Genomic DNA, 24913 nt, shown 5'->3' with positions numbered 1-24913 from the left:
AATATAGATTCTACTAAGGATAGTAATGCTAACGCAGCCCTAATCCTAACCAAAGATGAAACAACTGATTTAAGCGGAGTTAGAATAGATATTTCAAATAGCCCATACAAGGTAGAAAACTACGCCACACTAGATAAAGATAGCAAATACTATCTAATCCATAAAGAAAACAGCAAACTAGAAAAATACAATGAAATTGTAAATAAACCTATGCCAAATCAAGGCAACACGGTAGGAAATGGCGACAAAGCAGTAGGCGCACTTCAAACAGATCAAGTTTATAAAATTTTAGACAAAGATACCTACACCAGAAATCTAGCAGGTATGTTTGTGAGCAAAGATGAAAAAGATCTTTATATAACAGGTGCAAGTGAAGTAGAAGAGAAATGGGACAATGCAGAATTCAACACCAATGAATTTACCAAATTTGGCATGAAAAGTGAGAGAGGTAACGAAATCACTATCGCAAAAGACGCTAGGGACTTGAAAGGCAAGGTAATCTACGGCGGCGAAAGCAAAGATAAAACCGTGAGTGGCAACTCTATAATTATCGAAAAGGATGCGGGTTTATCAAACGCGGTGATTATCGGCGGATACTCTGAGGAGGGTGAAGTCGCTAGTGATAATACAATCGACTTAAACGGCGCACAAATTCCAGGTGTCGATATCGTCGTAAGCAAAACTATGAGTGGAACGATAAGCGAAGTAAAACCGGGGCAACTAAAAAATACCAAGGGAGCAAAGGTAAAATCTCTAATAGTAGCACAATCTGCGGAGTCTGATTTAAAAGATTTGAGCTTTGAAATGCCAGATTTGGAAATCGAAGATGAGTTTGTCCTAGCCGATAGCGATAGCGGAAGCGTATCTGGCAATACTCTTACAATCAAAAACGGCGCAAAAGCCAAAGAAGTCTATGTAGGCTACACAGAAAGTGGCAAAGCTGAGAATAACATTGCAAATTTCAACTCAGGTGAAATCACAGGCACACTTCACGGCGGTTATAGCGATACTGGCACAAGCTCTGGCAATCAGCTAAATGTAAATAAGACCGAGCTAAAAGCTGGAAATGTAGCGGATTTTCAAATTTTAAATTTCAAAAAAGATTATTTAGCTTCAACTACTAGCGAAGCAAATTCGGCTTTGATTTTAACTTCTAATAGCGAAAATTTAGATTTTAGCGGTGTTGAAGTTCAAATTGGTGGCAAAAAATACGACCCAAGCAGTGGCAATTACGGACTAGGTGCAAATCAAAAATTCTATTTAATTTCAAGCCAAAGCGATGAGAAAAATAGAGAAAAACTTGTAAATTTCACACAAAGCAAAATCGCAGGTAAAGGCGAAACTATCGCTCACGCTTGGGATAATGGTGGCGAGGGCATAGTTATCGACGCACTTCAAACAAACACAGAGTATATAATCGACAACGCCGATACTTTTGAGAGAACTTTGCGTGGTATGTTTGTGGCAAAGGATACAAAGGCTCTTTACCTTACAGGCGATAGTAAAATGACTGAAAAAATCGGCGATACAATCGGCGGAAGCGACTTTTTTACCAAATTTGGCGGACCTGATACTGGCAATACAATCACAATCGTGCCAGACGATAACGGTTTGAATTTAAGCAATGTCACACTTGATGGCGGTCCTAGCGGAAATACCCTAAATGTAGGCGAAAACAGCGACAATCCAGTTAAAATGGGTAGTATTAAGCTAAAAGACATTACAAGTTTTGATAATATTAACTTTTATTTGCCTAAAAATCCGGCTCCTGGCTCAACCGCTATCGCACTAAGTGGCGGATCGAACACAGACCTATCAAATTCGCAAGTTAATGTTTTTGTTGATGATTTAAGTGATTTAAATGATCAAGGCGGTAGAGTGCATTTGGTTAGCGCAGAAGAAGAGCTAAAAGGTCAAGCTACAAATGTAAGCGTCCAAGCAGGTGCGACAGTTAAATACGAAACTAGCTCACTAGATTTGTTTGCAGAGAAAAAACCAACACCAACACCAACACCAACACCAACACCAACACCGACACCGACACCAACACCGACACCGACACCGACACCGACACCGACACCGACACCGACGCCAACGCCAACACCTGATCCAGATCCAAAACCTGATCCAAAACCTAGCATAAATGACCAAACCAAAATTTTCAATGAAGCAAGGATTGCTGGTATGGCGGCTGTTTGGGAGGGTTCGTATCTCATCTCAAACCACTTAGAGCGCATTATACCTGATGGATACACCGAGCTTTTCCCTTATGTTATCTTTGAGGGATACGACAAACGCTACAACACAGGCTCTCATGTGGATAGTTTGGGCTTTAACGCAAACGCAGGTCTTGCTGGCAAAGCACCAAATAGCAAGGGCGAATTTACAATGGGTATTTTCATCGAATACGGCAATGTAGATTATGATGCCTACTTAGATGACGGCACCAAAGGTAGCGGTGATGCATACTATGCTGGTGTGGGCGCATTTGGCAAACAAGAAAACACCACTGGCTCATACTATGAGGGCTCATTTAGAGTAGGTCAGCTAACTACGAATTTCGACGGCACTCTAAATTTCAACGGCGTTAGCAAATACTATGATTGGGGCATAGACTCTACATACTATGCTGTGCATGTAGGCGGTGGCAAAATCGTCCCGCTAAGCGAAAGCAACGATTTGGATTTTTATGCTAGATATTTCTACACCCATATCGACGCAGCCGATATCAAAATAGATGGCGCGGATACTCACTTCGACGCCCTACAATCACACAAGATTAGGGCTGGCTTGCAAGATAACTTCAAAATAGATGAGCATAATAAATTCTTCGTTGGTTTGGCTGGCGAATATGAGTTTAGTTCAGAAGCAGGCGGTAGATTTATCGTGCCAAATGGTAGCACAGGCGAGATGCTAAGCCCAGATCTAAAAGGTCTAACAGGAATTGGCGAAATCGGCTATCAATACAAAACCGAAACGCTTAAATTCGACGCTGGCGTGAAAGGATACGCTGGCAAACAAGAAGGTGTAAGCGCACAAATGGCGCTTAGCATTGCGTTTTAGTTAAATTTGATTGCTTCGTGGCAGGGAAACCTGCCACAACCCCTAAGAATTTAAAATTTCAAACGCTAAATTTGGCAAAATTTAAAATTTTGCCAAATCTGTCATTGCGAGCTTTCGCAGAAAGCGAAGCAATCTACGAATTTAAAATTTAATATTGGCATTTTTGCAAATTTAGTGGTAAAAATTTTAAACTCGTAGATTGCTTCGTCGCTGTCGCTCCTCGCAATGACAATGGTGGGCAAAATTTGTTTAATTTGTCATTGCGAGAATTTTGCGTTAGCAAAATTCGTGGCAATCTACGAGCAAAAATTACCAAAACATTTACAAGCGTGTCATTGCGAGGCGTGATAACGCCGAAGCAATCCAGAAAAATTTAAAGTAAAATTCTACTTAAATTTAGCATTGAACGATTTTTTAAATTTTAAGCGAAATTTGAAATTCTCTGTAAGGGGGAGGGCGCGCTTTTTAGGAGACGCTACCCTCCCCCTTACCAACCCCACCCCTGTAAAACCTTAGAAGTGGCTAAATTAAAAAAACTTCGTTTTTCTAAATTTAGCTGATTTGATTTTTACTGAACGCCTAACGGCGTTGCTAGATTACCACGCGAGCAAAGCTCGCTCGCAATGACAATAGCTAGCAAAATTTCGAATTTCAAATCTCAGGCGCAGTGTTTAAAAACTCAAAAAGGCCAAATTTAACCCCTTAATTTGCCCATTTTTCGCGCTCGCCACTCTCGTCGATTTCGTTGCCGATTTTTTCATAAAGTGCGTAGTAAAACTCTACAAACTCCCTACACACCGCGTCTTTTGGCAGATACACGCCGCTAGTATTTTCGACAAATCCGTCCAAAAAGTCGTAAGCGTCGAGCTTTTTGTAATAAGTGCTCGCTAAAATTTCGTAATTTTTCAGGCAAATTTTCTTAAATCTCTCATATCCCGCCTCGCTAAAATCGACCGCAAGCTTCGCGCCGTCAAATTTCAGCACGCCAGCGCGGAATAGTAGCGTCAGATGAATTAGCCCCTCGCAATAATAAAGCCTTACATCATTTACCCTTTGCCACGCAATGAGCCCCACGCTGCGGCGGATTAGCTCGTCAAGGACCGGCAGGCGCATTTCTGGTTTTTCGTTGAAAAAGAAGTTGATTAGTCCGCCCGTGGTGGCCTTGTATTCTTCGACGAGCTTGAAAGCGCCTGATTTATTCATCAGCGACTCCGTGTCCTCGTCGATGAAAAATATATGGCCAAACTCGTGGCCGATTGTGGAGATTTCATAGACCATACGCCAAATTTTAGGCTGTTTGAATAAAATTTCACGCCCAAAATTTAAATAATCTAAATCAAAAATTTGCGATGAAATTTTCATAAACGGCTTGGCTTTGGCGCTTTCATAGACAAAATTTACAAATGCGAAAATTTTCTTTCCGCAGTTTGTGCTGACGAATTCGTCATTTGGCACGACCTGCGCCGAAAATAGCCCGTTTAAATCCGCGCCGTAATAAATCATCGGCGTGGAGATATAAAGCTGGGTTTTATCAATGTTTGAAAGCACGAGCGAGCGCATTACAGGGCTATTTGCACCGATTTGTTTGTAAATTTTATCAAAACTAGCACTAATTTCAGCCTTAAATTTATCCGCGTCAAACCTAGTCGGCTGAGATAGTCTGATGTCCCATTCTAGCGCGACTGCGTGTGTGTAGTTATCCTCGTAGTATTCAAGCGGGTGGCCGATTTGTATCGGGGATTTGGTCTCCATCCACGCCATTTCAGCGTCCCGCCATGCGCCGATTACAAAGACATTGTTGCGCTCGGCAAAGGCTGTGCGAAGTTTGGCTAGGTAGTAAATATATGCCCGCTCCTCGGCGTTGCTAGCTAGATCTTCGAGTTCTAAAATCGCTTTATTAAATGTGCCGATTAACTCTTTGCTATCCTCTTCAAACGCCACGGCATAGGGCGCCATGACAAATTTGCCCTCGCTATCTTGGATAATCGCGCCATAGCAACGATCACAAATTTCATCGTGTGGCGTGCGCTGTAAAAGCTCGTTTTCGAAAAGATACTCTTTGGCGTCCGCGATACTGGCGAAATTCATCTCTAAGCGTTTGTTGTTGGTATCGATAATGAGTTTTTGCCAGCTTTTTTGCATTTGATTGATTACAAGTCCGATTTTATGCACGCTTTTGATAAGTTCTAAATAAAATGGGTTTAGAATTTTTTCCTCTTCGATTTTTGCGATAAGTGCGGCGTGCATGTCAGAGTGTATTTGCCTGACATAATCATACATTTTTTCGCGTAGCAAGCTTTGTTTGTTTGCGTCATAGCCTAGCTTGCGAAATTCTTGCATCATCGCCTCTTCTTTTAAATCCACAATACGCCTTAAAATCGCGATTTTCGCGCTTTGAGTCTCGCTAAATTCGCAAATTTGCAGACCTTGTTTTATGATTTCGCTATCTGAGTTTGCATAAAGTGCGTTTAAATTTGCCTTCGTTTCGCTTACCAATTCGTTTAATCGATCGAAATTATTCATATTTTTCCCTTTAAAATTTTGGCTAATTTTAGCAAAATTTTTTTTAAGAGAGTTTTAGTAACTTTTTATTTAATCTGGCTTTGCTACAATGCCAAGCTTAAATTTACAAATAAGGAGAAAATATGGAACACATGGGCGAAGCAGTTATAAAAATCATCGCTATGCCAACAGATACTAACCCAGCCGGAAATATCTTTGGCGGGTGGATTTTATCACAGATTGATTTGGCTGGAACTGTCGCGGCAAGGGAGTTTGCGCCTGAGCGCGTGGTCACGATATCGATGAAAGAGGTGATTTTCAAACAGCCTGTTTTCGTGGGAGATTTAGTTACTTGCCACGCAACCGTGACCAAAATCGGCAACACTTCGATTACGGTTTTGGTAAATGTTACAGCCGAGAGGTATTGCAAAGAGTCGCGCTCTCGTATTTGCCAGCATGTAACAAGCGCAGAAGTAACCTATGTAGCCGTCGATAGCGAGGGCAACAAACTCGTAATCGATCCAGAGCTAAAAAAATTAAAGGGATTTTAGGCTAAATTTGGCAAATTTAAAATTTGCCAAATTTTTATTTTGTGTGTTTTTTAAACTCTTCGAAAAATTCAGATTCTAGCTCAGCATTGCTTTTTACAATCATACCAGAGCCATGTATTAGGCTTGGCATACAGGCGGTGCAAATATGCACGGTTTCGCCGTTTTTGTGGGCTTTGATGAATACAGCGTTTTCGTCATCGCTACTTTTGAGTGAGCAGATATTGCAGATATAGACATTGCCAGTTTTCATGAGAAATCCTTTGGAATAAACTAAACCGCTATTTTATACAAATTCGGCATAAATTTCATTGATTTGCATTAATTTTTTTAAATTTTAGTTGCGATAAAAATATTATATGCGATAAGTATATGATAAAAAACAGCTGGAAAAACAGACCCACAAGCGGAATCAAACACGCTAAATAAAACAAAAACACGCTAAGCATAAATTTATACCCACCGCCCTTTTTATAGCATTTCTCAAAGCTTTTTTTATCTAGGGTATTTGAAGCGACATCGATTAAAATGAGTTTATAATAAATATAAAAAAATGGTATATTTATCACAAAAAGATTTATTAGTGGCACCGCTAAAAGTAGCAAGCAAAGCAGTAAAATTCCAATAAATTTTAAAATTTCAATCGCCATTAGGGTTAGCACTCGCCCCAAATTTGGCTCATCGGCGCGCTCTAAATGGTAGTGTCTTAAATTTATCTCTTTTGTAACAATGGGCGTGAGAAATCCAGCGATAAAAAGTGCGCAAAACACGCTTAGCATAAGCACCAAAAATGTCCCAAAGGTGTAAAAAATCACACCGATTATCCATTTTGTGGCACCATAAGCTAGCAGTTTTGCAATCAGCGGAAATCTCGCCTCGTCCAAAAAGCTAAAATCACCGCTTTTTGCCCCCTCTTCGAGCAGAGCAAAAATCTCGCTTCCGCCAAAATACATAAAATACCCAAGCACCAAAAGCGCGCAAAAAAACGGCAAAAGCGAAAGGGTGATGAATTTTTTCGTAAAAAAATCTTTGATTGAGAGGCGAAAAATTTTACCCATTAAATTTCTTTAAATTTCGCTGTTTTTATAGGCTTTTTCTAAATTTGCGTAAATTTCGCCCACTTCCAAAACGCCACTATTTAAAATTTCGACTAAAACGACATTATCCTCTTTGCCGTTCCAAATTTTGCGGTAGCTGCCCTCTTTGTAGCCGTTGTCTTGGCGGAATTTATTTAGCACATTTTTGCCGATATATTTGGCGAAAAGCACCTCCAAATTTACCCCGCACTTAATCGCCACTCTGAAATAATCCTGCAAAAGCGAACCTATGCTAAAATTAAATCCGCTCGTTTCGTGAATCAAAAGCTCGATATCATTTACGATTTCATAAATCGAGTAATCCTCGATATTCGCGCGGTGCGCGCTAAATTCTCTAAACGCGCTTACGCTGATTACTTCGCTAGCAATCTCATCAATGCTTTTTAAATTTTTGTTTTGTTCCAAAACATAGCTCATCACAAAGTGCCAAATATCCACGATTTCAATGACGATATTATCTATATCAGGGGCTGCGGCGATGTTTTTCCAGTGTTTCCATGCAAAGCTGTCGATCAGCTCAGCGCACTCCATATAAATGCAACGCTTCCAGTTGATTAATTTGCCGTTTTTGGTGTATCCGTCCTCCCAGCCCACGCCGTTAGTTTCGTCGTTTAGGCGTTGTTGCATTAAAAACATCTCTTTTATTTTTTTATAATTTTCCATAACTTCTCCTAAATTTAGCGCGAAATTATAGCGCATAAAAGAAAATGTAGGTATAATTACCCAAATTTTTGAAATTTTAAATTTTACAGGGGGATTTATGGATAAATTTGACCTATTTTTAAGCAAAATGAAGCTTATGTCAATCGCCGTGCTAGTCGAAAATCTGCCGTATTGCTCAAACGCATTTTACGCTTACGATAAAGATAATAAAACCTTGATTTTTTCAGGGCATGAAGATTCTACGCATATCAAGGCGCTTTTTACCAATCGTTTCGTCTCTGGCACGATTGCTTTGGATACCAAAATCATTTCTAGGATTAAAGGAATTCAGTTTAAAGGCAAAATTCGTAGCGCAGATGAAAACGAGGCTAAAATTTACTTCAAAAGATTTGCCGTTGCCAAGGCGATGAACCCTGAGCTTTTTGCCATTAGGCTTGATTGGATGAAGCTAACCGATAATGTCGTAACCTTCGGTAAAAAGCGCGTTTGGGAGCGCAAAAAAGAGGAGTAAATTTTACTCCTTTTACTTAAATTCAGTTGAATTTGTATCCGCAAAATTCCATTTTTATTTTAATTACTTACAACAAATTAAGCAACTTTTAGCTAAAATTTACAGGTTTTACACAATCCCGAACAGTAAGGAGAAAATATGGGAAAAGTTATGAAAACTATGGACGGAAACGAAGCCGCGGCTTATGTTTCTTACGCTTTTACCGAGGTTGCAGGAATTTACCCTATCACACCTAGCTCACCAATGGCTGATTATACAGATATGTGGGCTGCAAAAGGCATGAAAAACCTTTTTGGTATGCCAGTTAAAGTCGTAGAAATGCAAAGCGAGGCAGGTGCCGCTGGAACAGTGCATGGCTCACTGCAAGCTGGTGCGCTTACTACAACTTACACAGCTTCACAAGGCTTACTACTTAAAATTCCAAATATGTATAAAATCGCTGGTCAAATGCTACCAGGCGTTATCCATGTAGCAGCCAGAGCCCTTGCAGCGCAAGCTCTTTCTATTTTTGGTGATCACCAAGATGTCTATGCATGTCGCCAAACAGGCTTTGCTATGCTAGCAAGCGACAGCGTGCAAGAAGTAATGGATCTAGGCGGTATCGCTCACCTAGCAGCGATTAAAGGTCGCGTTCCTTTCCTACACTTCTTTGACGGCTTCCGCACAAGCCACGAAATTCAAAAAGTCGAGGTTATGGATTACGCTGAATTTGACAAATTGCTCGATTATGACGCAGTTAAGGCTTTCCGTGATAATGCACTAAACCCAGAGCACCCAAAAACTCGCGGAACAGCTCAAAACGATGACATTTACTTCCAAACAAGAGAGCTAACAAACAAATTCTACGACGCTTTGCCAGATATCGTAGCTGATTATATGGAAAAAATTTCAAAAATCACAGGCAGAGAGTATAAGCCTTTCACTTACTATGGCGCCAAAGACGCTACAAGAGTCATAGTCGCAATGGGTTCAGTAAATCAAACTCTTGAAGAGGTAGTTGATTATCTAAATTCAAAAGGCGAAAAAGTTGGCGTTATCAAAGTTCATCTTTACAGACCATTTAGCGTAAAACACCTATTTGCTGTTTTACCAGAATCAGTAGAGAGAATTTGCGTTTTGGATAGAACAAAAGAGCCAGGAAGTATCGGCGAGCCACTATACCTAGATATCAAATCAGCATTTTATGGTAGCAAAAAAGCTCCTCTAATCATCGGCGGACGCTATGGCCTAAGCTCAAAAGATGTCGATCCAGCTCAAATGATCGCTGTATTTGACAACCTAAAATCAGACCAACCAAAAAATGGTTTCACTGTGGGTATCGAAGACGATGTTACCTTCCTATCACTAAAAGTCGGCGAGAAAATTTCTCTTGGCGAAGCAGATGAGATCGAGTGTCTTTTCTACGGACTTGGCGCAGACGGCACAGTCGGTGCGAACAAAAACTCAATCAAAATCATTGGCGATAAAACAGATCTTTATGCGCAAGCATATTTTGCTTACGATAGCAAAAAATCAGGCGGTTACACACGCTCACACCTAAGATTTGGTAAAAAACCAATCCGCTCAACTTACCTAGTTTCAAATCCAAATTTCGTAGCCTGTTCAGTAGCAGCGTATCTTGAAATTTACGATGTAATCGACGGTATCAAAGACGGCGGAACCTTCCTTTTGAATTCAATCTGGGACGCAGAGGAAACTATCAAAAAAATACCAAACAAAGTAAAAAGAATCCTAGCACAAAAAAATGTTAAATTCTACATTTTAAACGCTACTAAACTAGCCCATGAAATCGGACTAGGCAACCGCACAAATACCATTATGCAATCAGCGTTTTTCAAACTAGCGAAAATTATTCCGTTTGAAGAAGCTCAAAAATATATGAAGGAATTTGCATACAAATCATACGCTAAAAAAGGCGACGCAATCGTGCAAATGAACTACGATGCGATTGATAAGGGCGCTGACGGCTTAGTCCAAGTCCCAGTCGATCCTGCATGGGCAAATTTGAAAGACGAAGTAAAATCTGATAGCGTAGGATACAAAGGCACAGAATTCGTCGAAAAAATCGTAAAACCTGTAAATGCAGCCAGAGGAAATGATTTGCCAGTATCAGCATTTATCGGACACGAAGACGGCTCATTTGAAGCAGGCACTACAAAATACGAAAAACGCGGTGTAGGCGTGCTTGTGCCAAAATGGATCGAGGCAAATTGTATCCAATGCAACCAATGCGCGTTCGTCTGCCCACACGCTGTAATCAGACCGTTCTTGCTAGATGAAAACGATGTAGCAAACGCTCCACAATACACAAAAGAGCACCTACTTGACGCAAAAGGCAAAGATTTTGCAGGTATGAAATATAAAATTCAAGTAAGCCCGCTAGATTGCACCGGTTGTGCATTGTGTGCTGAAAACTGCCCAAGCAAAGATAAATCTTTGGTTATGGTTCCACTTGGCGAAGAAATGGATAAAGGCGAGCAAACAAGCGCTGATTATTTATTTGAAAATGTTCGCTACAAAGATGATTTGGCACCGAAAAACAATGTCAAAAATGTCGGCTTTGCTAGACCATATTTCGAATTCCACGGCGCATGCCCAGGTTGCGGTGAGACTCCATATATCACACTTATCACAAGATTATTTGGCGATCACATGATTGTAGCAAATGCGACAGGATGTAGCTCAATCTACGGCGGTTCTGCTCCTTCGACTCCATACCGCAAAGACGCAAACGGACGCGGTGTCGCATGGGCAAACTCACTATTCGAGGACAACGCAGAATTCGGCCTTGGTATGAAGGTAGCAACAGAGACAATTCGCCATAAAATCGAAGATGTTATGCTAAATACAATGGACGAAGCTCCAAACGCGCTAAAAGCTCTATATAATGACTGGATCGAAAATCGCAACGACACTGTAAAATCTCGCGAAGTTACAGACAAACTAATCCCAATCTTAGAGCAAAACAAAGGCGTTAAGGGTGTTAGCGAAATTTTAGAGAGAAAATCTTACCTAAGCAAAAAATCACAATGGATTATCGGTGGCGACGGCTGGGGTTATGATATCGGATACGGCGGACTTGATCATGTTTTAGCTAGTGGCGAAAATGTAAATGTTTTGGTTCTAAACACTGAGGTTTATTCAAACACAGGTGGCCAAAGCTCAAAAGCTAGCCGCCGCGGTTCTATCGCTCAATTCACAGCTGGCGGAAAAGCAGTTCAAAAGAAAGATTTGGGACAAATCGCTATGACTTACGGAAATATTTTCGTAGCTCAAATCAACTCAAACGCTAGCCAAGCTGCTACAATCAAAGCGATTTTGGAAGCAGAGGCTTATGATGGTCCATCGCTCATCATCTGCTACTGCCCTTGTATCGCTCATGGTATCAAAGGCGGTCTAAACCACTCTGGCGCACAAGCTGAGCTTGCGACAAAATGCGGTTACTGGCCAACTTATACTTTCGATCCACGCTTAGCAGACGCTGGTCAAAACCCACTAAAAATCAGCTCAAAAGAGCCTGATTGGGATCTATACGAGAGCTTTTTGATGAACGAAGTTCGCTACAACGCTCTAAGGAAAAACAACCCAGAGCACGCTGACGAGCTTTATGCTAAAAACAAACAAGACTCTCAAAAACGATACAGACAGCTAAAACGCTTAGCAAATTCTGATTATTCAGACGAGATTTAATCTCGCAGGTTGCGGTAAATTTACCGCAACCTTTTTTCTTTATTCTTTCAAAATTCCCTAAATTTAGCCTTTTTAAAATCATAAAAATTCTGAGATTTTTATATCCATTATCAGAAAGTTTTAAATTTTTTGTGTTATAATAACCAATATCAAAACAAAAGGGGATAAAATGAGTGTTTTAGTAATAGGCGCAGATGAAATCACTCCGATAAAGGCTGTTTTGCACAATCTTGGCGCGACGCATATCGAGCATTGGGACGCACGCAACGAAAACCGCGTCAATCGCAAACCAATCCCGCAAAATACCGATTGCGTAGTAATGCTAACTAGTTTTTTAAACCACAACACGATGAAAAAAATCAAAAGCGAAGTCAAAAAACGCAATATCCCGCTTGTGTGCGCAAAACGAAGCGTAAGCTGTGTGTTTTGCGAGTATTGTAAAATTTTCGGGTTAAAAAACAGCTTTTGTTGCGACAAAGACAAAAACGATTAATCTAAAATTTCGCTCAAATTTCTCGTTGAAATTTGGGTGAAATTTAGCTTTTTACAAATTCCCAAATTTAGCCCTTTTAAAATTTGCTAAATTTAACCAAACCGCGATTTTAGCGCACTTTCAGCAAAATCCAAATTTCGCATTTTTGCGCGATTTGTATGCGAATTAATCACCAAATTTAAGTATAAATTCATAGCAAAATTAGTAATATAGACCCTCGAAATTTAGCTTATAAAGGATTTTAAATGATAGGCATTATCTACGGTAGCTCGATGGGGAACACAGAAGCAGCCGCGAAACTCATAAGCGAAAATTTAGGCATAGTAAATGAAATCAAAAATGTAGCAGATATCACGCCAGCGGACCTCGCAAACTACACCGCGCTCATCGTAGGAAGCTCTACTTGGAACGATGGCGAACTCCAAGATGATTGGGCGAGCTTTGATTTTGATTCGCTCGCAATTAACATAGCCGGCAAAACGGTAGCGATTTTTGGCATGGGCGATAGTTCGAGCTATGCTGGCGCATACTGCAACGCAATGGCAGAATTATATGCCAGATTTAAAACCGCTGGCGCAAAAATCATAGGCGCGGTGCCGACTGAGGGTTATGAATTTAGCGCAAGCAAAGCCATAAAAGACGGCAAATTCGTAGGCCTTGCCCTCGATAACGACAACCAAAGCGCCCTAACAGAAGGTCGCATAAAGGCTTGGTTGGCCCAAATCACCCAAGATCTTCAATGATTTTAAGATACCTTAGGTGTCTTTTTGATTTTCAAATTTTAATTTTTAAAGCTTTCAAATTATCAAATTTGGCTAAATTTAGCCCTTTTTCGCTAACAAAAATATACACGAAAGTATCAGCACAAATCCTACGAAATCCAAAAACACAAATTTTGTCCCTAGCCAAAAATGCGCAAACACAGCTGCGCTTATAAATTCGTCTGTGGCGGCAAAAATGACGAAGTTAATCGGCGAAATTTACACTAGGTATTTGGACGAAAATTTCGATGAAATTTATGAGGGCGAATTTGATCCTGTTTCAAATTTAAATCGTCAAAAGATCAAATATATAATCACAAATAAGCTTATAATGGGAGATTAAATCCCATTATAACGCCATTTTGGCGCATTTTTTAGCGTGGATTATAGTTGTGTCAAATACCGGAATTTCCAAATCATCTTGCGAAATCAAAAGTCCGATTTCTGTGCAACCTAAAATCACACTTTTTGCCCCTAAATTCGCAAGTCTATCGATGATTTTTAAAAATTTCTCTTTTGAATATGAGAAAATTTTACCTAAACAAAGCTCATTAAAAATGACTGAGTTTATAAATTCGATCTCGTCATCATTTGGAATAAAAATTTCTATACCTTGTTCGATTAATTTTTCTTTATAAAAATCTTGCGTCATCGTGTATTTCGTGCCAAGAAGTATGGTTTTATCGATATTTTTGGCTTTTAGCTCATCAGCGGTAGCTGTGGCGATGTGCAAAACGGGAATTTGCAAATTTGCACTGATTTGTGGTTCAACCTTGTGCATTGTGTTGGTGCAAATAGCGATAAAATCGGCTCCTGCGAGTTCTAAATTTTTAGCGACACCGGCTAAAATACGACCGGCTCTCTCCCACTCGCCCTTTGCTTGACACTCTTCGATCTCGCTAAAATCCACACTATAAAGCAGAATTTTTGCACTATGCAAACCTCCAAGATAAGCTTTTATCTCTTCATTTATGATTTTATAGTAAGTAGCCGTGCTTTCCCAGCTCATTCCGCCGATTAGTCCGATAGTTTTCAAAAAATCTCCTTGAAAAAATTTAAAATTCAGATGATTTTAACAGAATTTGGTAAATTTAACCCTTTTTTGCTAACAAAAATATACACGAAAGTATCAGCACAAATCCTACGAAATCCAAAAATACAAATTTTGTCCCTAGCCAAAAATGCGCAAACACAGCTGCACTTACTGGCTCAATCGCGGCGATTAGGCTTGCTTTTGGTGCGCCGATTAGTTTAACGCCGACCATATAAAAGCTAAATGCCAAAACCGTGCCGAAAAACACCACGCCCAAAAACGCCAAAACACCGCTTAAATCGCTAACGCCAGCTAAATTCCACACGCCCAAAATCCCGCCTAAAACCACTCCGCCAAGCACCATGCCCCAGCCTAAATTTAGCACGACGGGGTATTTTTGGTTTAGTTTTTTGGGCGCGAGATTATACACGCAAACGCAAGCTACGCTAAGCAGACAAAAAATAAGCGCTTTTTGGCTGATTACAAGCGAGCCTAAATCCCCATGCGTGGCTAAAATCACAACGCCTAAAATCGCCAAAATCAGCGAAATAAACTCATTGATTTTAGGTAGTCGCGCCTCCGTGATACACACAATCGCCAAAATCATCGCGGGCGCGGTGTATTGGATCACGGTGGCAACAGCGGCGTTTGAAAGCTCGATAGAATAAAAGTAAAAATATTGCGTCAGCATTAAGCCCAAAATCGAAAAAGCTAGAAATTGCGCCCTCAAATTCGCGTCCAAAATCGGCGCAAAAACTCGCCTATCTCGCAACGAAAAAGCACAATAAATCACCAAAACTCCCCCAGCACAAAGCAGGCGAAGCGGGACAAGCCAGTTTGCGCTCACACCCTTTATTTCGAAGAGATACTGACCGCAAACCCCGCTAAATCCCCACAAAACCCCACCAAGAAAGGTTATGAAAATGCCAAAAATTTGACCCTCGAATTTCATTTTCTTAAAAATTCTTCATCGAATTCACGAATTTGTTGTTTGCTTAGCGGTAAATCAGCTGAAATTTTAATAAATATTCCACTCGTAAGAATATCGTCTGAAAATTTTTCCAATCGCCCATTGATTAAAATAGGCGGGCTGTATTGCTCATATAAAACCCCGCCACCGATCAAAACGCTCTTATCGCGCATCGTTTCGGCAAAATATAAACTAGTATTCTCTGGATAAGCGTCAATGAAATTTTCATCTATTTTATTGCCATTTTCATCAAATTCTACAAATTTAATCCATGTTTCCAATTTCTTTTTATTACTTTGCGAAACCACGAGCAAAAACCCATTTTTGTAATTACTTAGCAAATAGCGCACAAAATTATCGCCATTTTCTCTATGCAAATTTTTACTCCAAATTTCATTTAAATCGCTATCAAATTTCGTTACATTTGCTATGCCATCATAAAAAAATCCATTTTCCTTTTTTGTTTTTAACGCAAAAAGTGATCCGTCATCATTTTGGATTATTTTCACATACTCCCAATCGCTAAGACTTTGCTTTTTAATGAGATTTCCATTTAAATCATATTTGAGTAACCCTTGTCCAGCAACCGAAACCAAAATTTTATTATCTTTGGTTTTTAAAATTTGCTCACAAACTGCCCTTGTTTTGCTCGTAGTCTTCGTATCTTTAAGGCTTCCGTCTGAATTATAATAGTATTGTGTGGAATTAGTTTTTAAATCAGTTTTAATGGATTTAGTCCAAATTTCATTTAAATTTCTATCCAAAAAATATAAATTATTATGTTTATCTGAGGCTACGAAATTTTCGCCAAAGCTAGCTGTTTCGTCAAAAATTTTATCTTTTTCTACGCGTTGTATTATGCGATGAGATTGTTTATCTAGTATTACATTACGGGCTACTATGTAGCTTTGCATGGTCTCTATTCCGTCCCTTAAATCGGTAAAATTTATATTTTTTTCCCACGAAATTTTACCATTAAAATCAGTCTGTATAATCCTGCCACCCGAATTATCCAATTTCGCCGCAAACAAATACCCCTCATCGTTTGGTTGCATAAACTGAAAATTATCATAAATTCTAAGTTTAGCACTAGGAAGCTCCCAGATAGCGGTTTGCATTGTGTTTTCATAAGAGCTAATTTTGGCTTGCGGTTCATCAAAACTAGGCTTTTGCGTTTTTGTTTCGTTTTGAGTAGTTATTTGATTTTGCGATTGATTTGGCGATTGATTTGGCACTGGCACGCTAATTTCATTGTTGTGGCTTTGCACATTTTGCTGTGTTTGAAGCTTAGAAAAATAGATCGTTACAACACAAATTACCACAAGAGCGATAATGCCAAATTTGTATAGAAAAAATCTGTTTGGATCATTGCTATTTTTCAATAACACTTACATAATCTCCATATCCACCAGAGCCAGGCTCAGCTTGTAAAAACAGATATTTTTTATCTTGCGAAGGCACAGCAAAAAGATCGTGGTTTTCTGGCATATTATAGCTTTTAATCAGCATCGGATCTAGCTCGTATGATAAATCCACAATCTCAATCCTAGCAAATTTACCCTCTTCTGTTTTCGAGCCCCAGCCAAGGTAGGCTAAATTTTCATTTTCATCTATCATTATAGTCCTTGCTGTCAGATAACCACTAGATGAATATTCGCCTAAAAATTTTATATTTTTTATATCGCTGATATCATAAATCCTAAAACCTTCCATTGTGGAAGCGTAAAGCCTTGTATTGTTTTTCGCAATCTTAAAATCATGCATCATTTGATATTTTCCACCCTGAATCCAATTAAAATCATAACTGCGATATTTAGATTTAATATTTTTTGGATCGCTAACATCAAAAATATGCATTTCATTGAAATTTATAAACAAAATTTCATTTTCTGAAAGAAAATCAAAATCCCCTCTTGGGCGTATAGCACCCAGCTGTTCTTCATTATCACTATCGCTAGTATCGCTAACAAACTCGTCTAATATTTTCATTTCTGACCCAGAAATATCAATCGTAAAAAAACCTTTTGTCGTCTTAGCAAAAGCAATTTTATCATCACGGCTTAGCTTAATTTTAAGCGGAACCTCTAATGGCAAAGCAGAAATAAGCGTAATGCGAGCAGGGTTGCTGATATCAAAATACAAAATTCCATTATGTGGATCGGCGACATATAGTCTTTTTCCGTCCCTACTCTCAGCAATATCTATATTATTGACAAAATATCTTGCTTTTGGATATTTGTAAATTCCGATTGGAGCAATTTTCTTAGGATTGCTAACATCTATAATCATAAATCCATCTCGGTTTATCCCATACGAAAAAAGCCTTTTACCATCGTGCGATAACTTTAATCTTCTTGCATCAGCAAAAACATCAACAACATTATTTGCAAAATCTGACTTATAAAAAAATATCTCGTTTTCGTTGCCTACAATTCGAGGTTTTGGAGTGCTTTGTGGTGCTGGTTTTGGCTCTGGTTGGACCTGTGGGCGCGGGCTAGGTTGAGCTTGCGGGCGCGGGAGTTCAACCTGCTTTATGGTCGTATCTTTTGACTCTTTTGGTTGCGAGTTCTCATGTTTGATATAAACAAACGCAAATGGCAAAACTACAATTATTGTTATAAGAATTCTAAAAAGCTTTTTCTTTAACTTTATATTTTTATCTCTCATTTTAAAATTCCAACGAAATTTCAGATTTAAATTTTTCTATTTTTTGATTTGCTTTTACTTTTTCATCTAATTTATCTGTGATTTCTTTTAAATTTTCAAGCTCGGTTTTTAAATTTTTCAAAGACTGCTCTTTTAAGGTATCCATTTTATTCAAAGCTTCATCAATTTGACTAAACGCCTCTTTTAAATTTTCCAAATTTAGCGTTCCTTTTGATGACATTGCAAAAATTTCATCACTTTGTTCGTTCATTTTTTTTGCATTTTGCAAAATTATTTCATCAGCTAGGGATTTTGTTTTTTCCACTGCCTGCATGACATTTTTTTGATTTTCCAAACTCACAGCCATTGCAACGCCAATTTCTAGGGCTCTTTTGGTTACGATTTTGACATTTGAGATATTGTCGATTAGTTCGTAGTTTGTGTTTGCAATCTGGTCGCTTGATAAAAACCCTTGCCTTGTAACAGCCAAAATTTCATAAATGCTTCTAATTTTTTTATTTAAATTTAAAAGCAAATTATTTTCGTAAAATTTCTTATCCTCTGGCGGAAATTTTGCTAAATTTTGCTCTATCGCGCGAACTAACTGCTCAAAAACAATCGCCTTTTTTTGCAAAGATATAGCACTTTGTTTATAAAACTCTTTTTCATGGTCCAAAACAGCATTATCTTCTCTTAGAAGTTTTTGTCCCTCTTCCAAATGCGAAAGCGTTTCATCTATCGTAGCTTTTGCTGTTTTAAATTTTTTCAAATACGCATTTATCGGCTTTCCTACAAACGGCAAAAAAGATAAAATTTTACTAGGCGTAAAATTAAATTTATAAGGATTAATCGCAGATAATTCATCATTTAGCTTTATTAGCGACTTGCTTATACTATGCGATTTATCGCTTTCTATGCTTTGAAGTTGCGAGATTTTCACGCTTAAAAGCGATGATGAATTTTCTAATTTTTGGGTATCGGCTATGGTAATGCTCTCCAAAATTTCTCTTATTTGCGCACTATCCTTACCAGATAAAAACGCTAAAAGCTCCATTGCTTTTTCATTGATTTTCTCTTTATCGCTTTGATTGATTTCATCTTTAAAAACAGCATTAGCCAAATTTACCTCACTATTTTTTATTGCATTTACAATCAAATCCGTAGTCATATCTTATCCTTTGTTTAGTTGTTTTATAAGTTTTAGAGTTCGCTCTAACTCAAATTCAGCAAAAGCACTCTCTTTTTCGTTTTTATTATTGCCACTCAGTTCATCGATATATTTATCCAAACAATCCATAAGCGAAGCGTTGTTTTCGCTATTTTTGTGAATTTGCTGAGCAAGGTGCATTTTATTTATAGAATTTGAACTAGCCAGACTCTGTTTGAGTTTGGCATTGGTATTTAAATTTTTTATATAAACACTTAATGTTTGATTTATAAGATTTATGATTTTTATACTTGCTAGGCTTGTGCTTGAAAATTTATCATTTACCAAAATAGAAATAATTTCTATTTTTTTAAATATATTTGCATCTTTGCTAAGGTCGTATTTGCGCACTATTTCCTCGCGAAAAAGCTCGAATTTCTCTTTTTCTCTCTCTATTTTATACTCTTGCCTTGTCTTTTTAAAACTTATAACAAACAAAATTACCCAAAAACCACAAAGCCCCAAAAGCACTATAAATAGGTCTTTGTATAAATTTGTATGTTTTAAAAAATACAACCACAATAAAAAACCATATAAAACGGCAAAAACCACTATAAATGACCAGAAAAACGATGGTCGTTTTCTAAAAAAATAGATTATTTCGTCCAACATAAATATATCCCTAATCCACAAATTTAAAAGGCAAATTTGCGCTAAATTTAACGCAAATTTGCCAAATTTTAAATTATTTGTTTTTTAGATACTCTTGCAAGCTTTTCACTTCCAGTGCGCTTCCGTCTTGCACCGCACACACTGACATAGTAGCAGCGAGCGCGGCCTTGATATTCGTAAAATACGGCAGTTTAAATCTCACCACAGCTTGGCGGATTTTAAATGTATCTGACGAGCTTGATTTGGTGTCGCTGGTGTTTATCACAAGGGCGATTTCGCCATTTTTTAGCTTATCTTCGATATTTGGGCGACCTTCTGAAATTTTATAGACGAACTCGCACTCTAACCCTGCCTCTTTTAGCGCCTTGCAAGTCCCGCCAGTGGCAATCAGACTAAATCCAGTTTCAACCAAAGTCTTAGCTAGGCTTACCCCTTTTTCTTTGTCGCGATCGGTTAAGCTCATAAACACAGCGCCCTTGCTTGGCAAGACATTGCTGGCTGAAATTTGGCTTTTGGCAAAGCTTTTTGCGAAATTCTCGCTAATACCCATAACCTCGCCCGTGCTTTTCATCTCAGGCCCTAGCGCGATGTCGCAGCCTGGGAGTTTGTTAAACGGAAATACGCTTTCTTTGACACATACTCTGCCACTCACGCGCGGTTTTAAAATACCCTTTTCCTCGCACAAAACGCCAAATTTATCGTAAAATTTAAGCGCCTCGCGCAAATTTCCTTGCCACATTACGCGAGTGGCGACCTTTGCCATTGAAATTCCAGTTGCTTTGCTCACAAACGGCACGGTTCTAGAAGCGCGCGGATTTACTTCAATCATATAAAGTTCGTCCTCAAAAATCGCAAACTGAATATTCATAAGCCCCACGACGCCCAAATTTAGCGCGATTTGTTTTGTGGTTTCGTTGATTTTATCAATCATCTCATCACTTAGGCTCATTGGAGGCAGTATGCTTGCACTATCACCAGAGTGGATTCCAGCCTCTTCGATATGCTCCATTATAGCGCCGATATAGACATCTTTGCCATCGCTTATAGCATCGACATCAAGCTCGGTCGCATCAAGCAAAAATTTATCTAATAATACCGGCGAGTGGTAGCTCACGCTCACAGCCTCGCTCATATACTCTTTTAGTTCATCGACATTATGCACCCTTCTCATAGCCCGTCCGCCAAGCACATAGCTAGGGCGCACGAGAACCGGATAGCCGATGATTGCGGCCTTTTCGATTGCTTCGGCTTCGCTTATGGCTGTGTCGTTTTTAGGCTGTTTTACGCCGATTTTAGTAATAAATTCGCTAAATTTCTTGCGGTCTTCTGCGATATCAATCGTGCGCGCGCTCGTACCGATAATCTTGGCTCCAATTGCGTTTAGGCGTTTGGCAAATTTAAGCGGAGTTTGTCCGCCAAAATGCACGATTACACCCTCTGGCTTTTCTGTCTCGATTACGGTGCGAACATGCTCGAAATCAATCGGCTCAAAATACAAAATATCGCTCGTATCGTAGTCGGTCGAAACCGTTTCTGGGTTGCAGTTATACATAATGCTCTTTATGCCAAGATCCCTTAGCGCATAACTTGCATGCACACAACAATAATCAAACTCTATGCCTTGACCTATGCGGTTTGGGCCACCACCGATGATTAGGACTTTTTTGGCGTTTTGTGGCGTTCTGGTTGGCAGGTTTGGCGTGATATTTGTGCTAGAATACAAATACGGCGTGAGAGCCTTAAATTCGCCTGCGCAGGTATCGACTTCGTTATACTCTAAATTTATGCCGTGTTTTGCGCGCGCAAAGAAAATATCATTTTGCGTAAGGCCTAGATTATCGACTTTGTTGATCAAATGCGCAATCATTTTGTCCGAAAAGCCCATAGTTTTGGCTTTGCGAAGCAAATTTGGAGCATTTAGGATATCCATGTCGATTTTGGCTTCAAATTCGACGATTTCGTGAATTTCGCGCAAAAACCACGGATCGATTTTGCTAAATTCAAAGACCTCATCTACGCTAAATCCCTCGCGAAAAGCTTGCGCGACATACAAAATTCTATCCTGCCCTGCGTTTCTAAGCCCAAAAATCAAATCATCTTTGCTTAAATTTAACTCGATAAAGCCATAGTAGCTTTTCTCCATTGAGCAAAGTGCTTTTTGGATACTCTCTTTAAATGTGCGCCCAATCGCCATTACCTCGCCGATACTCTTCATCGCAGTGCCTAAATGCGGGTTCGCACCCGGAAATTTCTCAAAGGCAAAACGCGGGATTTTTGTGACGATATAATCAATTACAGGCTCGAAACTCGCAGGCGTGCCAGTAATATCATTTTTTATCTCATCTAAGCTAAATCCCACAGCAAGCATGGTAGCGACTTTGGCTATCGGATAGCCTGTGGCCTTGCTAGCTAGGGCTGAGCTACGGCTGACGCGTGGGTTCATTTCGATTACTATCATGCGACCTGTGCGCGGATTTATGGCAAATTGCACATTACTTCCGCCCGTATCGACGCCAATCTCACGCAAAATCGCAAAACTCGCATCACGCATGCGCTGATATTCTTTATCCGTAAGAGTAAGAGCCGGTGCAATCGTAATGCTATCGCCCGTATGCACACCCATAGGGTCTAAATTTTCGATAGAGCAGACGATTATGCAGTTATCTTTGTTGTCCCTGATAACTTCCATTTCATACTCTTTCCAGCCAAGCAAACTCTCTTCAATCAAAATTTCATGGATTGGGCTGATATCAATGCCGTTTTGCGCGATTTCTTTAAATTCATCGATATTATACGCTACGCCACTTCCTGCGCCTCCAAGTGTATAACTAGCGCGGATAATTAGCGGAAAGCCGATTTCTTCGGCTGCTTGGTGAGCTTCTTCCATAGTGTAGGCGTATTTTGACTTTGGCAAATCCATGCCGATTTTAATCATAGCTTCTTTAAAAGCCACGCGGTCTTCGCCCTTTTTAATCGCTTCTGGTTTAGCGCCTAGAAATTTCACATCGCCTAGCTCGCCACTTTCATAGACTTCCATTGCGACATTTAGCGCAACCTGACCGCCCATAGTAGGCAGTATCGCATCGACGCTCTCTTTTTTGATAATTCGCAAAATACTCTCTTTCGTGATTGGCTCGACATAGGTCGCATCTGCAAAATCAGGGTCTGTCATAATCGTAGCTGGGTTTGAATTTATCAAAACTACGCGATAGCCCAAATTTTTCAAAGTTTTAGCAGCTTGTGTGCCACTATAATCAAATTCACACGCTTGACCGATGACGATAGGACCGCTTCCGATGAGCAATATCGTCTTTACATCTTCTCTTTTTGGCATTATCTTTCCTTTGTAACGACATACAAAAACGTTGGCATATTTGGATTTGCGTATGGCTCTATGACAGCGCTTTTGTATAATTTACCACTCTGAACTGATTTGACCCGCCCCACAGGCACGCCCTCGAAAAATATCTCGTCCTTTCCGCTCGTATAAACCTCATCGCCGACTTTTGGATCTAGCCATTGTGGGATAAATTTCACCACCAAAGCATTTCCCTCGCCGTTTGCAACGCCTGGAATTTGGCTCTCGCCGATTGAGACAGAAAAATTGCTTTTTTCATCTTTTTGGAGTATGGCTAGGGGTTTGTTATCGCGATTTACGACGATTCCTGCGGTTTTGCCCTCGCTGATGAGACCATAGACTTTATCTGGATTGAAATTTTTAAAATTTATCCAAAATTTGTTGTAATCATTTAAACTAGCGTAACTTAGCGTCCTAACAAGCTCGACACGCGGTTCGTAAGCGGAGCTGTTTTTATCAAGCAAAATTTTATTTAACTCCCCCGCAAAGGTGCCAAGAAGCATGGCGGATTTTTTCAGTTCCTCGTTTTCGGCACGCAGGGCTTCGATAGTGTTTGCTTGATCGATATGTTTTGAAATTTTGTTTTTTATAAAGCTCGTAATATCTTTGTAAGTATCAATAGCTCCTCCGCTAAGACCGATAAATTTACCATGAATTTGCGATCCAAAAATAAGCGAAGTAGCCACCAATACCACAGCGATGAGTAGAAACTTTACATTAGTCATTTGCTGCTTGTTTTAGCGATTTGATATCTTCTAGGGCCTTGCCAGTGCCGTTTGCCACGCAAAGCAGCGGCTCATCTGCGACAAATACAGGCAGTTTCACAGCCTCGCTTAGATATTTATCTAGCCCTCTAATTAGCGCGCCTCCGCCGGTTAAAACCACGCCGTTTTCTACGATATCGGCTGCGACTTCTGGCTGGATACTTTCAAGCACAAATTTTAGCGCGTCAGCGATTTCGCGGATCGAATCTTTTATCGCCTCTCTGACATCTTCGCTAGTTAAATCAACCGAACTTAAAAGCCCGCTGATTTGGTCCTTGCCTTTGACCGTGTAGGTTAGATCTTTTGGTTGTTGGATTGCGGTGCCGATTTTAATTTTGATCTCTTCGGCTGCACGCTCTGAGATAAGAAGGCTGTATTTTTCTTTGACATAATTTACAATGCTAGCGTCGATTTTATCGCCTGCTACGCGCACTGATTTTGCATTTATAATACCCCCTAGCGAAATCACGCCAATCTCTGTCGTGCCACCACCGATATCTACGACTAGCGAACCTTTCGCCTCGGCTACTGGAAGCCCTGCGCCAATCGCTGCCGCCATTGGTTCTTCGATTAGATAGACCTCGCGCGCACCTGCTATCATCGCGCTTTCTCGCACGGCCTTACGCTCGACCTGTGTAAGTCCGTAAGGGACAGAGATGATAATTCTAGGGCTTACAAAAAAGCGTCTTTTGTGCGTTTTTTCGATGAAATATCTAATCATCTTTTCGGTCATATCAAAGTCTGCGATAACGCCGTCTTTCATCGGGCGCACAGCCTCGATATCGCCTGGTGTGCGACCTAGCATTTCTTTGGCTTCTGCGCCCACAGCTATGATTTTTTGTTTGCCATAGCGTTCGTTTTGCACAGCCACGACGCTTGGTTCGTTTATGATTATACCTTTATCTTTGAGCAAAACTAGCGTGTTTGCCGTGCCAAGATCAATTCCCATATCACTAGAAAATAAGCCTAATAAAGAATCAAGTAACATTTATTCC

General features: G+C 39.8%; 20 protein-coding genes and 1 pseudogene. 7 read left to right on the top strand and 14 right to left on the bottom strand.

Going from position 1 to position 24913, the window contains the following annotated elements:
* The coding region (locus OFO07_RS07805) for a hypothetical protein (protein WP_270871550.1) at positions 1-3063 on the top strand (3063 nt) is incomplete at its 5' end.
* A gap of 702 nt (positions 3064-3765) precedes the next feature.
* On the opposite strand, the gene ciaB is transcribed toward OFO07_RS07805, so the two are convergent.
* Positions 3766-5586 (bottom strand): invasion protein CiaB, encoded by a 1821-nt coding sequence (gene ciaB, locus OFO07_RS07800; RefSeq protein WP_270871549.1) that lies wholly within the window; start codon positions 5584-5586, stop codon positions 3766-3768.
* A gap of 122 nt (positions 5587-5708) precedes the next feature.
* Here ciaB and OFO07_RS07795 point away from each other — a divergent pair, with 122 nt between their 5' ends.
* Positions 5709-6116, top strand: coding sequence for an acyl-CoA thioesterase (locus tag OFO07_RS07795; protein WP_270862798.1), 408 nt, complete (start codon positions 5709-5711; stop codon positions 6114-6116).
* A gap of 34 nt (positions 6117-6150) precedes the next feature.
* Here OFO07_RS07795 and OFO07_RS07790 read toward each other — a convergent pair whose 3' ends face one another.
* From OFO07_RS07790 to dut, 3 genes are read right to left on the bottom strand one after another with little or no spacing between them, the layout of a single operon-like run.
* Positions 6151-6366, bottom strand: a complete 216-nt coding sequence (locus tag OFO07_RS07790; RefSeq protein WP_270871548.1) for a hypothetical protein — start codon at positions 6364-6366, stop codon at positions 6151-6153.
* 55 nt (positions 6367-6421) lie between these two features.
* Positions 6422-7171: an EI24 domain-containing protein gene (locus OFO07_RS07785; RefSeq protein WP_270871547.1), complete on the bottom strand. Its 750-nt coding sequence runs from the start codon at positions 7169-7171 to the stop codon at positions 6422-6424.
* Positions 7172-7180: 9 nt separating this feature from the next.
* On the bottom strand, positions 7181-7873 hold the full coding sequence (gene dut, locus OFO07_RS07780) for a dUTPase (protein ID WP_270871546.1): 693 nt from the start codon (positions 7871-7873) through the stop codon (positions 7181-7183).
* A 97-nt stretch (positions 7874-7970) separates the two neighbouring features.
* Here dut and OFO07_RS07775 point away from each other — a divergent pair, with 97 nt between their 5' ends.
* From OFO07_RS07775 to OFO07_RS07760, 4 genes are all read left to right on the top strand, one after another.
* Positions 7971-8384, top strand: a complete 414-nt coding sequence (locus OFO07_RS07775; RefSeq protein WP_270862801.1) for a hypothetical protein — start codon at positions 7971-7973, stop codon at positions 8382-8384.
* Positions 8385-8522: 138 nt separating this feature from the next.
* Positions 8523-12074, top strand: a complete 3552-nt coding sequence (nifJ, locus tag OFO07_RS07770) for a pyruvate:ferredoxin (flavodoxin) oxidoreductase (RefSeq protein WP_270871545.1) — start codon at positions 8523-8525, stop codon at positions 12072-12074.
* Between the two features lie 169 nt (positions 12075-12243).
* Positions 12244-12567 carry a DUF2325 domain-containing protein gene (locus OFO07_RS07765; RefSeq protein WP_270859923.1) on the top strand — a complete coding sequence of 108 codons (324 nt, stop codon included), beginning with the start codon at positions 12244-12246 and terminating at the stop codon, positions 12565-12567.
* A 245-nt stretch (positions 12568-12812) separates the two neighbouring features.
* On the top strand, positions 12813-13310 hold the full coding sequence (locus OFO07_RS07760) for a flavodoxin (RefSeq protein ID WP_270871544.1): 498 nt from the start codon (positions 12813-12815) through the stop codon (positions 13308-13310).
* A gap of 78 nt (positions 13311-13388) precedes the next feature.
* Here OFO07_RS07760 and OFO07_RS07845 read toward each other — a convergent pair.
* Positions 13389-13508 (bottom strand): annotated as a pseudogene (locus OFO07_RS07845) (DMT family transporter); the annotation flags it as partial.
* Positions 13509-13524: 16 nt separating this feature from the next.
* On the opposite strand from OFO07_RS07845, the gene OFO07_RS07755 reads away from it, so the two are divergent.
* Positions 13525-13671, top strand: a complete 147-nt coding sequence (locus OFO07_RS07755; RefSeq protein WP_270859928.1) for a hypothetical protein — start codon at positions 13525-13527, stop codon at positions 13669-13671.
* Between the two features lie 6 nt (positions 13672-13677).
* On the opposite strand, the gene OFO07_RS07750 is transcribed toward OFO07_RS07755, so the two are convergent.
* From OFO07_RS07750 to OFO07_RS07710, 9 genes are all read right to left on the bottom strand, one after another.
* Entirely contained in the window at positions 13678-14364 is a 687-nt protein-coding gene (locus tag OFO07_RS07750; protein ID WP_270871543.1) for an aspartate/glutamate racemase family protein, read from the bottom strand.
* A 55-nt stretch (positions 14365-14419) separates the two neighbouring features.
* The gene (locus OFO07_RS07745; RefSeq protein WP_270871542.1) at positions 14420-15313 is read right to left on the bottom strand and encodes a DMT family transporter; all 894 of its coding nucleotides are present in this window, start codon (positions 15311-15313) and stop codon (positions 14420-14422) included.
* Positions 15310-16653: a hypothetical protein gene (locus OFO07_RS07740; protein ID WP_270871541.1), complete on the bottom strand. Its 1344-nt coding sequence runs from the start codon at positions 16651-16653 to the stop codon at positions 15310-15312. The genes OFO07_RS07745 and OFO07_RS07740 overlap by 4 nt, the downstream gene beginning before the upstream one ends.
* A gap of 49 nt (positions 16654-16702) precedes the next feature.
* Complete coding sequence (locus OFO07_RS07735) at positions 16703-17998, bottom strand: hypothetical protein (protein WP_270871540.1); 1296 nt, start codon at positions 17996-17998, stop codon at positions 16703-16705.
* A gap of 1 nt (position 17999) precedes the next feature.
* A complete protein-coding gene (locus OFO07_RS07730) occupies positions 18000-19145 on the bottom strand; it encodes a toxic anion resistance protein (protein ID WP_270871539.1) in 1146 nt (381 codons plus the stop codon).
* A 3-nt stretch (positions 19146-19148) separates the two neighbouring features.
* The gene (locus tag OFO07_RS07725) at positions 19149-19796 is read right to left on the bottom strand and encodes a hypothetical protein (protein WP_270871538.1); all 648 of its coding nucleotides are present in this window, start codon (positions 19794-19796) and stop codon (positions 19149-19151) included.
* Positions 19797-19869: 73 nt separating this feature from the next.
* Complete coding sequence (carB, locus tag OFO07_RS07720) at positions 19870-23130, bottom strand: carbamoyl-phosphate synthase large subunit (RefSeq protein ID WP_270871537.1); 3261 nt, start codon at positions 23128-23130, stop codon at positions 19870-19872.
* A complete protein-coding gene (mreC, locus tag OFO07_RS07715; protein ID WP_270859932.1) occupies positions 23130-23879 on the bottom strand; it encodes a rod shape-determining protein MreC in 750 nt (249 codons plus the stop codon). The genes carB and mreC overlap by 1 nt, the downstream gene beginning before the upstream one ends.
* Positions 23872-24906 carry a rod shape-determining protein gene (locus tag OFO07_RS07710; protein WP_270859933.1) on the bottom strand — a complete coding sequence of 345 codons (1035 nt, stop codon included), beginning with the start codon at positions 24904-24906 and terminating at the stop codon, positions 23872-23874. Before OFO07_RS07710 ends, mreC begins: the two co-directional genes overlap by 8 nt.
* Positions 24907-24913 lie beyond the last annotated feature (7 nt).

It is taken from the genome of Campylobacter sp. JMF_06 NA1 (assembly GCF_027737785.1).
Lineage (GTDB): Bacteria > Campylobacterota > Campylobacteria > Campylobacterales > Campylobacteraceae > Campylobacter_B.
This window is presented reverse-complemented; position numbering and strand designations above follow the sequence as displayed.

Excerpts from the sequence above, each read along its gene's own strand:
- ciaB (WP_270871549.1), bottom strand. The coding sequence starts at position 5,586 with ATGAATAATTTCGATCGATTAAACGAATTGGTAAGCGAAACGAAGGCA.
- OFO07_RS07795 (WP_270862798.1), top strand. The coding sequence starts at position 5,709 with ATGGAACACATGGGCGAAGCAGTTATAAAAATCATCGCTATGCCAACA.
- OFO07_RS07790 (WP_270871548.1), bottom strand. The coding sequence starts at position 6,366 with ATGAAAACTGGCAATGTCTATATCTGCAATATCTGCTCACTCAAAAGT.
- OFO07_RS07785 (WP_270871547.1), bottom strand. The coding sequence starts at position 7,171 with ATGGGTAAAATTTTTCGCCTCTCAATCAAAGATTTTTTTACGAAAAAA.
- dut (WP_270871546.1), bottom strand. The coding sequence starts at position 7,873 with ATGGAAAATTATAAAAAAATAAAAGAGATGTTTTTAATGCAACAACGC.
- OFO07_RS07775 (WP_270862801.1), top strand. The coding sequence starts at position 7,971 with ATGGATAAATTTGACCTATTTTTAAGCAAAATGAAGCTTATGTCAATC.
- nifJ (WP_270871545.1), top strand. The coding sequence starts at position 8,523 with ATGGGAAAAGTTATGAAAACTATGGACGGAAACGAAGCCGCGGCTTAT.
- OFO07_RS07765 (WP_270859923.1), top strand. The coding sequence starts at position 12,244 with ATGAGTGTTTTAGTAATAGGCGCAGATGAAATCACTCCGATAAAGGCT.
- OFO07_RS07760 (WP_270871544.1), top strand. The coding sequence starts at position 12,813 with ATGATAGGCATTATCTACGGTAGCTCGATGGGGAACACAGAAGCAGCC.
- OFO07_RS07755 (WP_270859928.1), top strand. The coding sequence starts at position 13,525 with ATGACGAAGTTAATCGGCGAAATTTACACTAGGTATTTGGACGAAAAT.
- OFO07_RS07745 (WP_270871542.1), bottom strand. The coding sequence starts at position 15,313 with ATGAAATTCGAGGGTCAAATTTTTGGCATTTTCATAACCTTTCTTGGT.
- OFO07_RS07735 (WP_270871540.1), bottom strand. The coding sequence starts at position 17,998 with ATGAGAGATAAAAATATAAAGTTAAAGAAAAAGCTTTTTAGAATTCTT.
- OFO07_RS07730 (WP_270871539.1), bottom strand. The coding sequence starts at position 19,145 with ATGACTACGGATTTGATTGTAAATGCAATAAAAAATAGTGAGGTAAAT.
- OFO07_RS07725 (WP_270871538.1), bottom strand. The coding sequence starts at position 19,796 with ATGTTGGACGAAATAATCTATTTTTTTAGAAAACGACCATCGTTTTTC.
- carB (WP_270871537.1), bottom strand. The coding sequence starts at position 23,130 with ATGCCAAAAAGAGAAGATGTAAAGACGATATTGCTCATCGGAAGCGGT.
- mreC (WP_270859932.1), bottom strand. The coding sequence starts at position 23,879 with ATGACTAATGTAAAGTTTCTACTCATCGCTGTGGTATTGGTGGCTACT.
- OFO07_RS07710 (WP_270859933.1), bottom strand. The coding sequence starts at position 24,906 with ATGTTACTTGATTCTTTATTAGGCTTATTTTCTAGTGATATGGGAATT.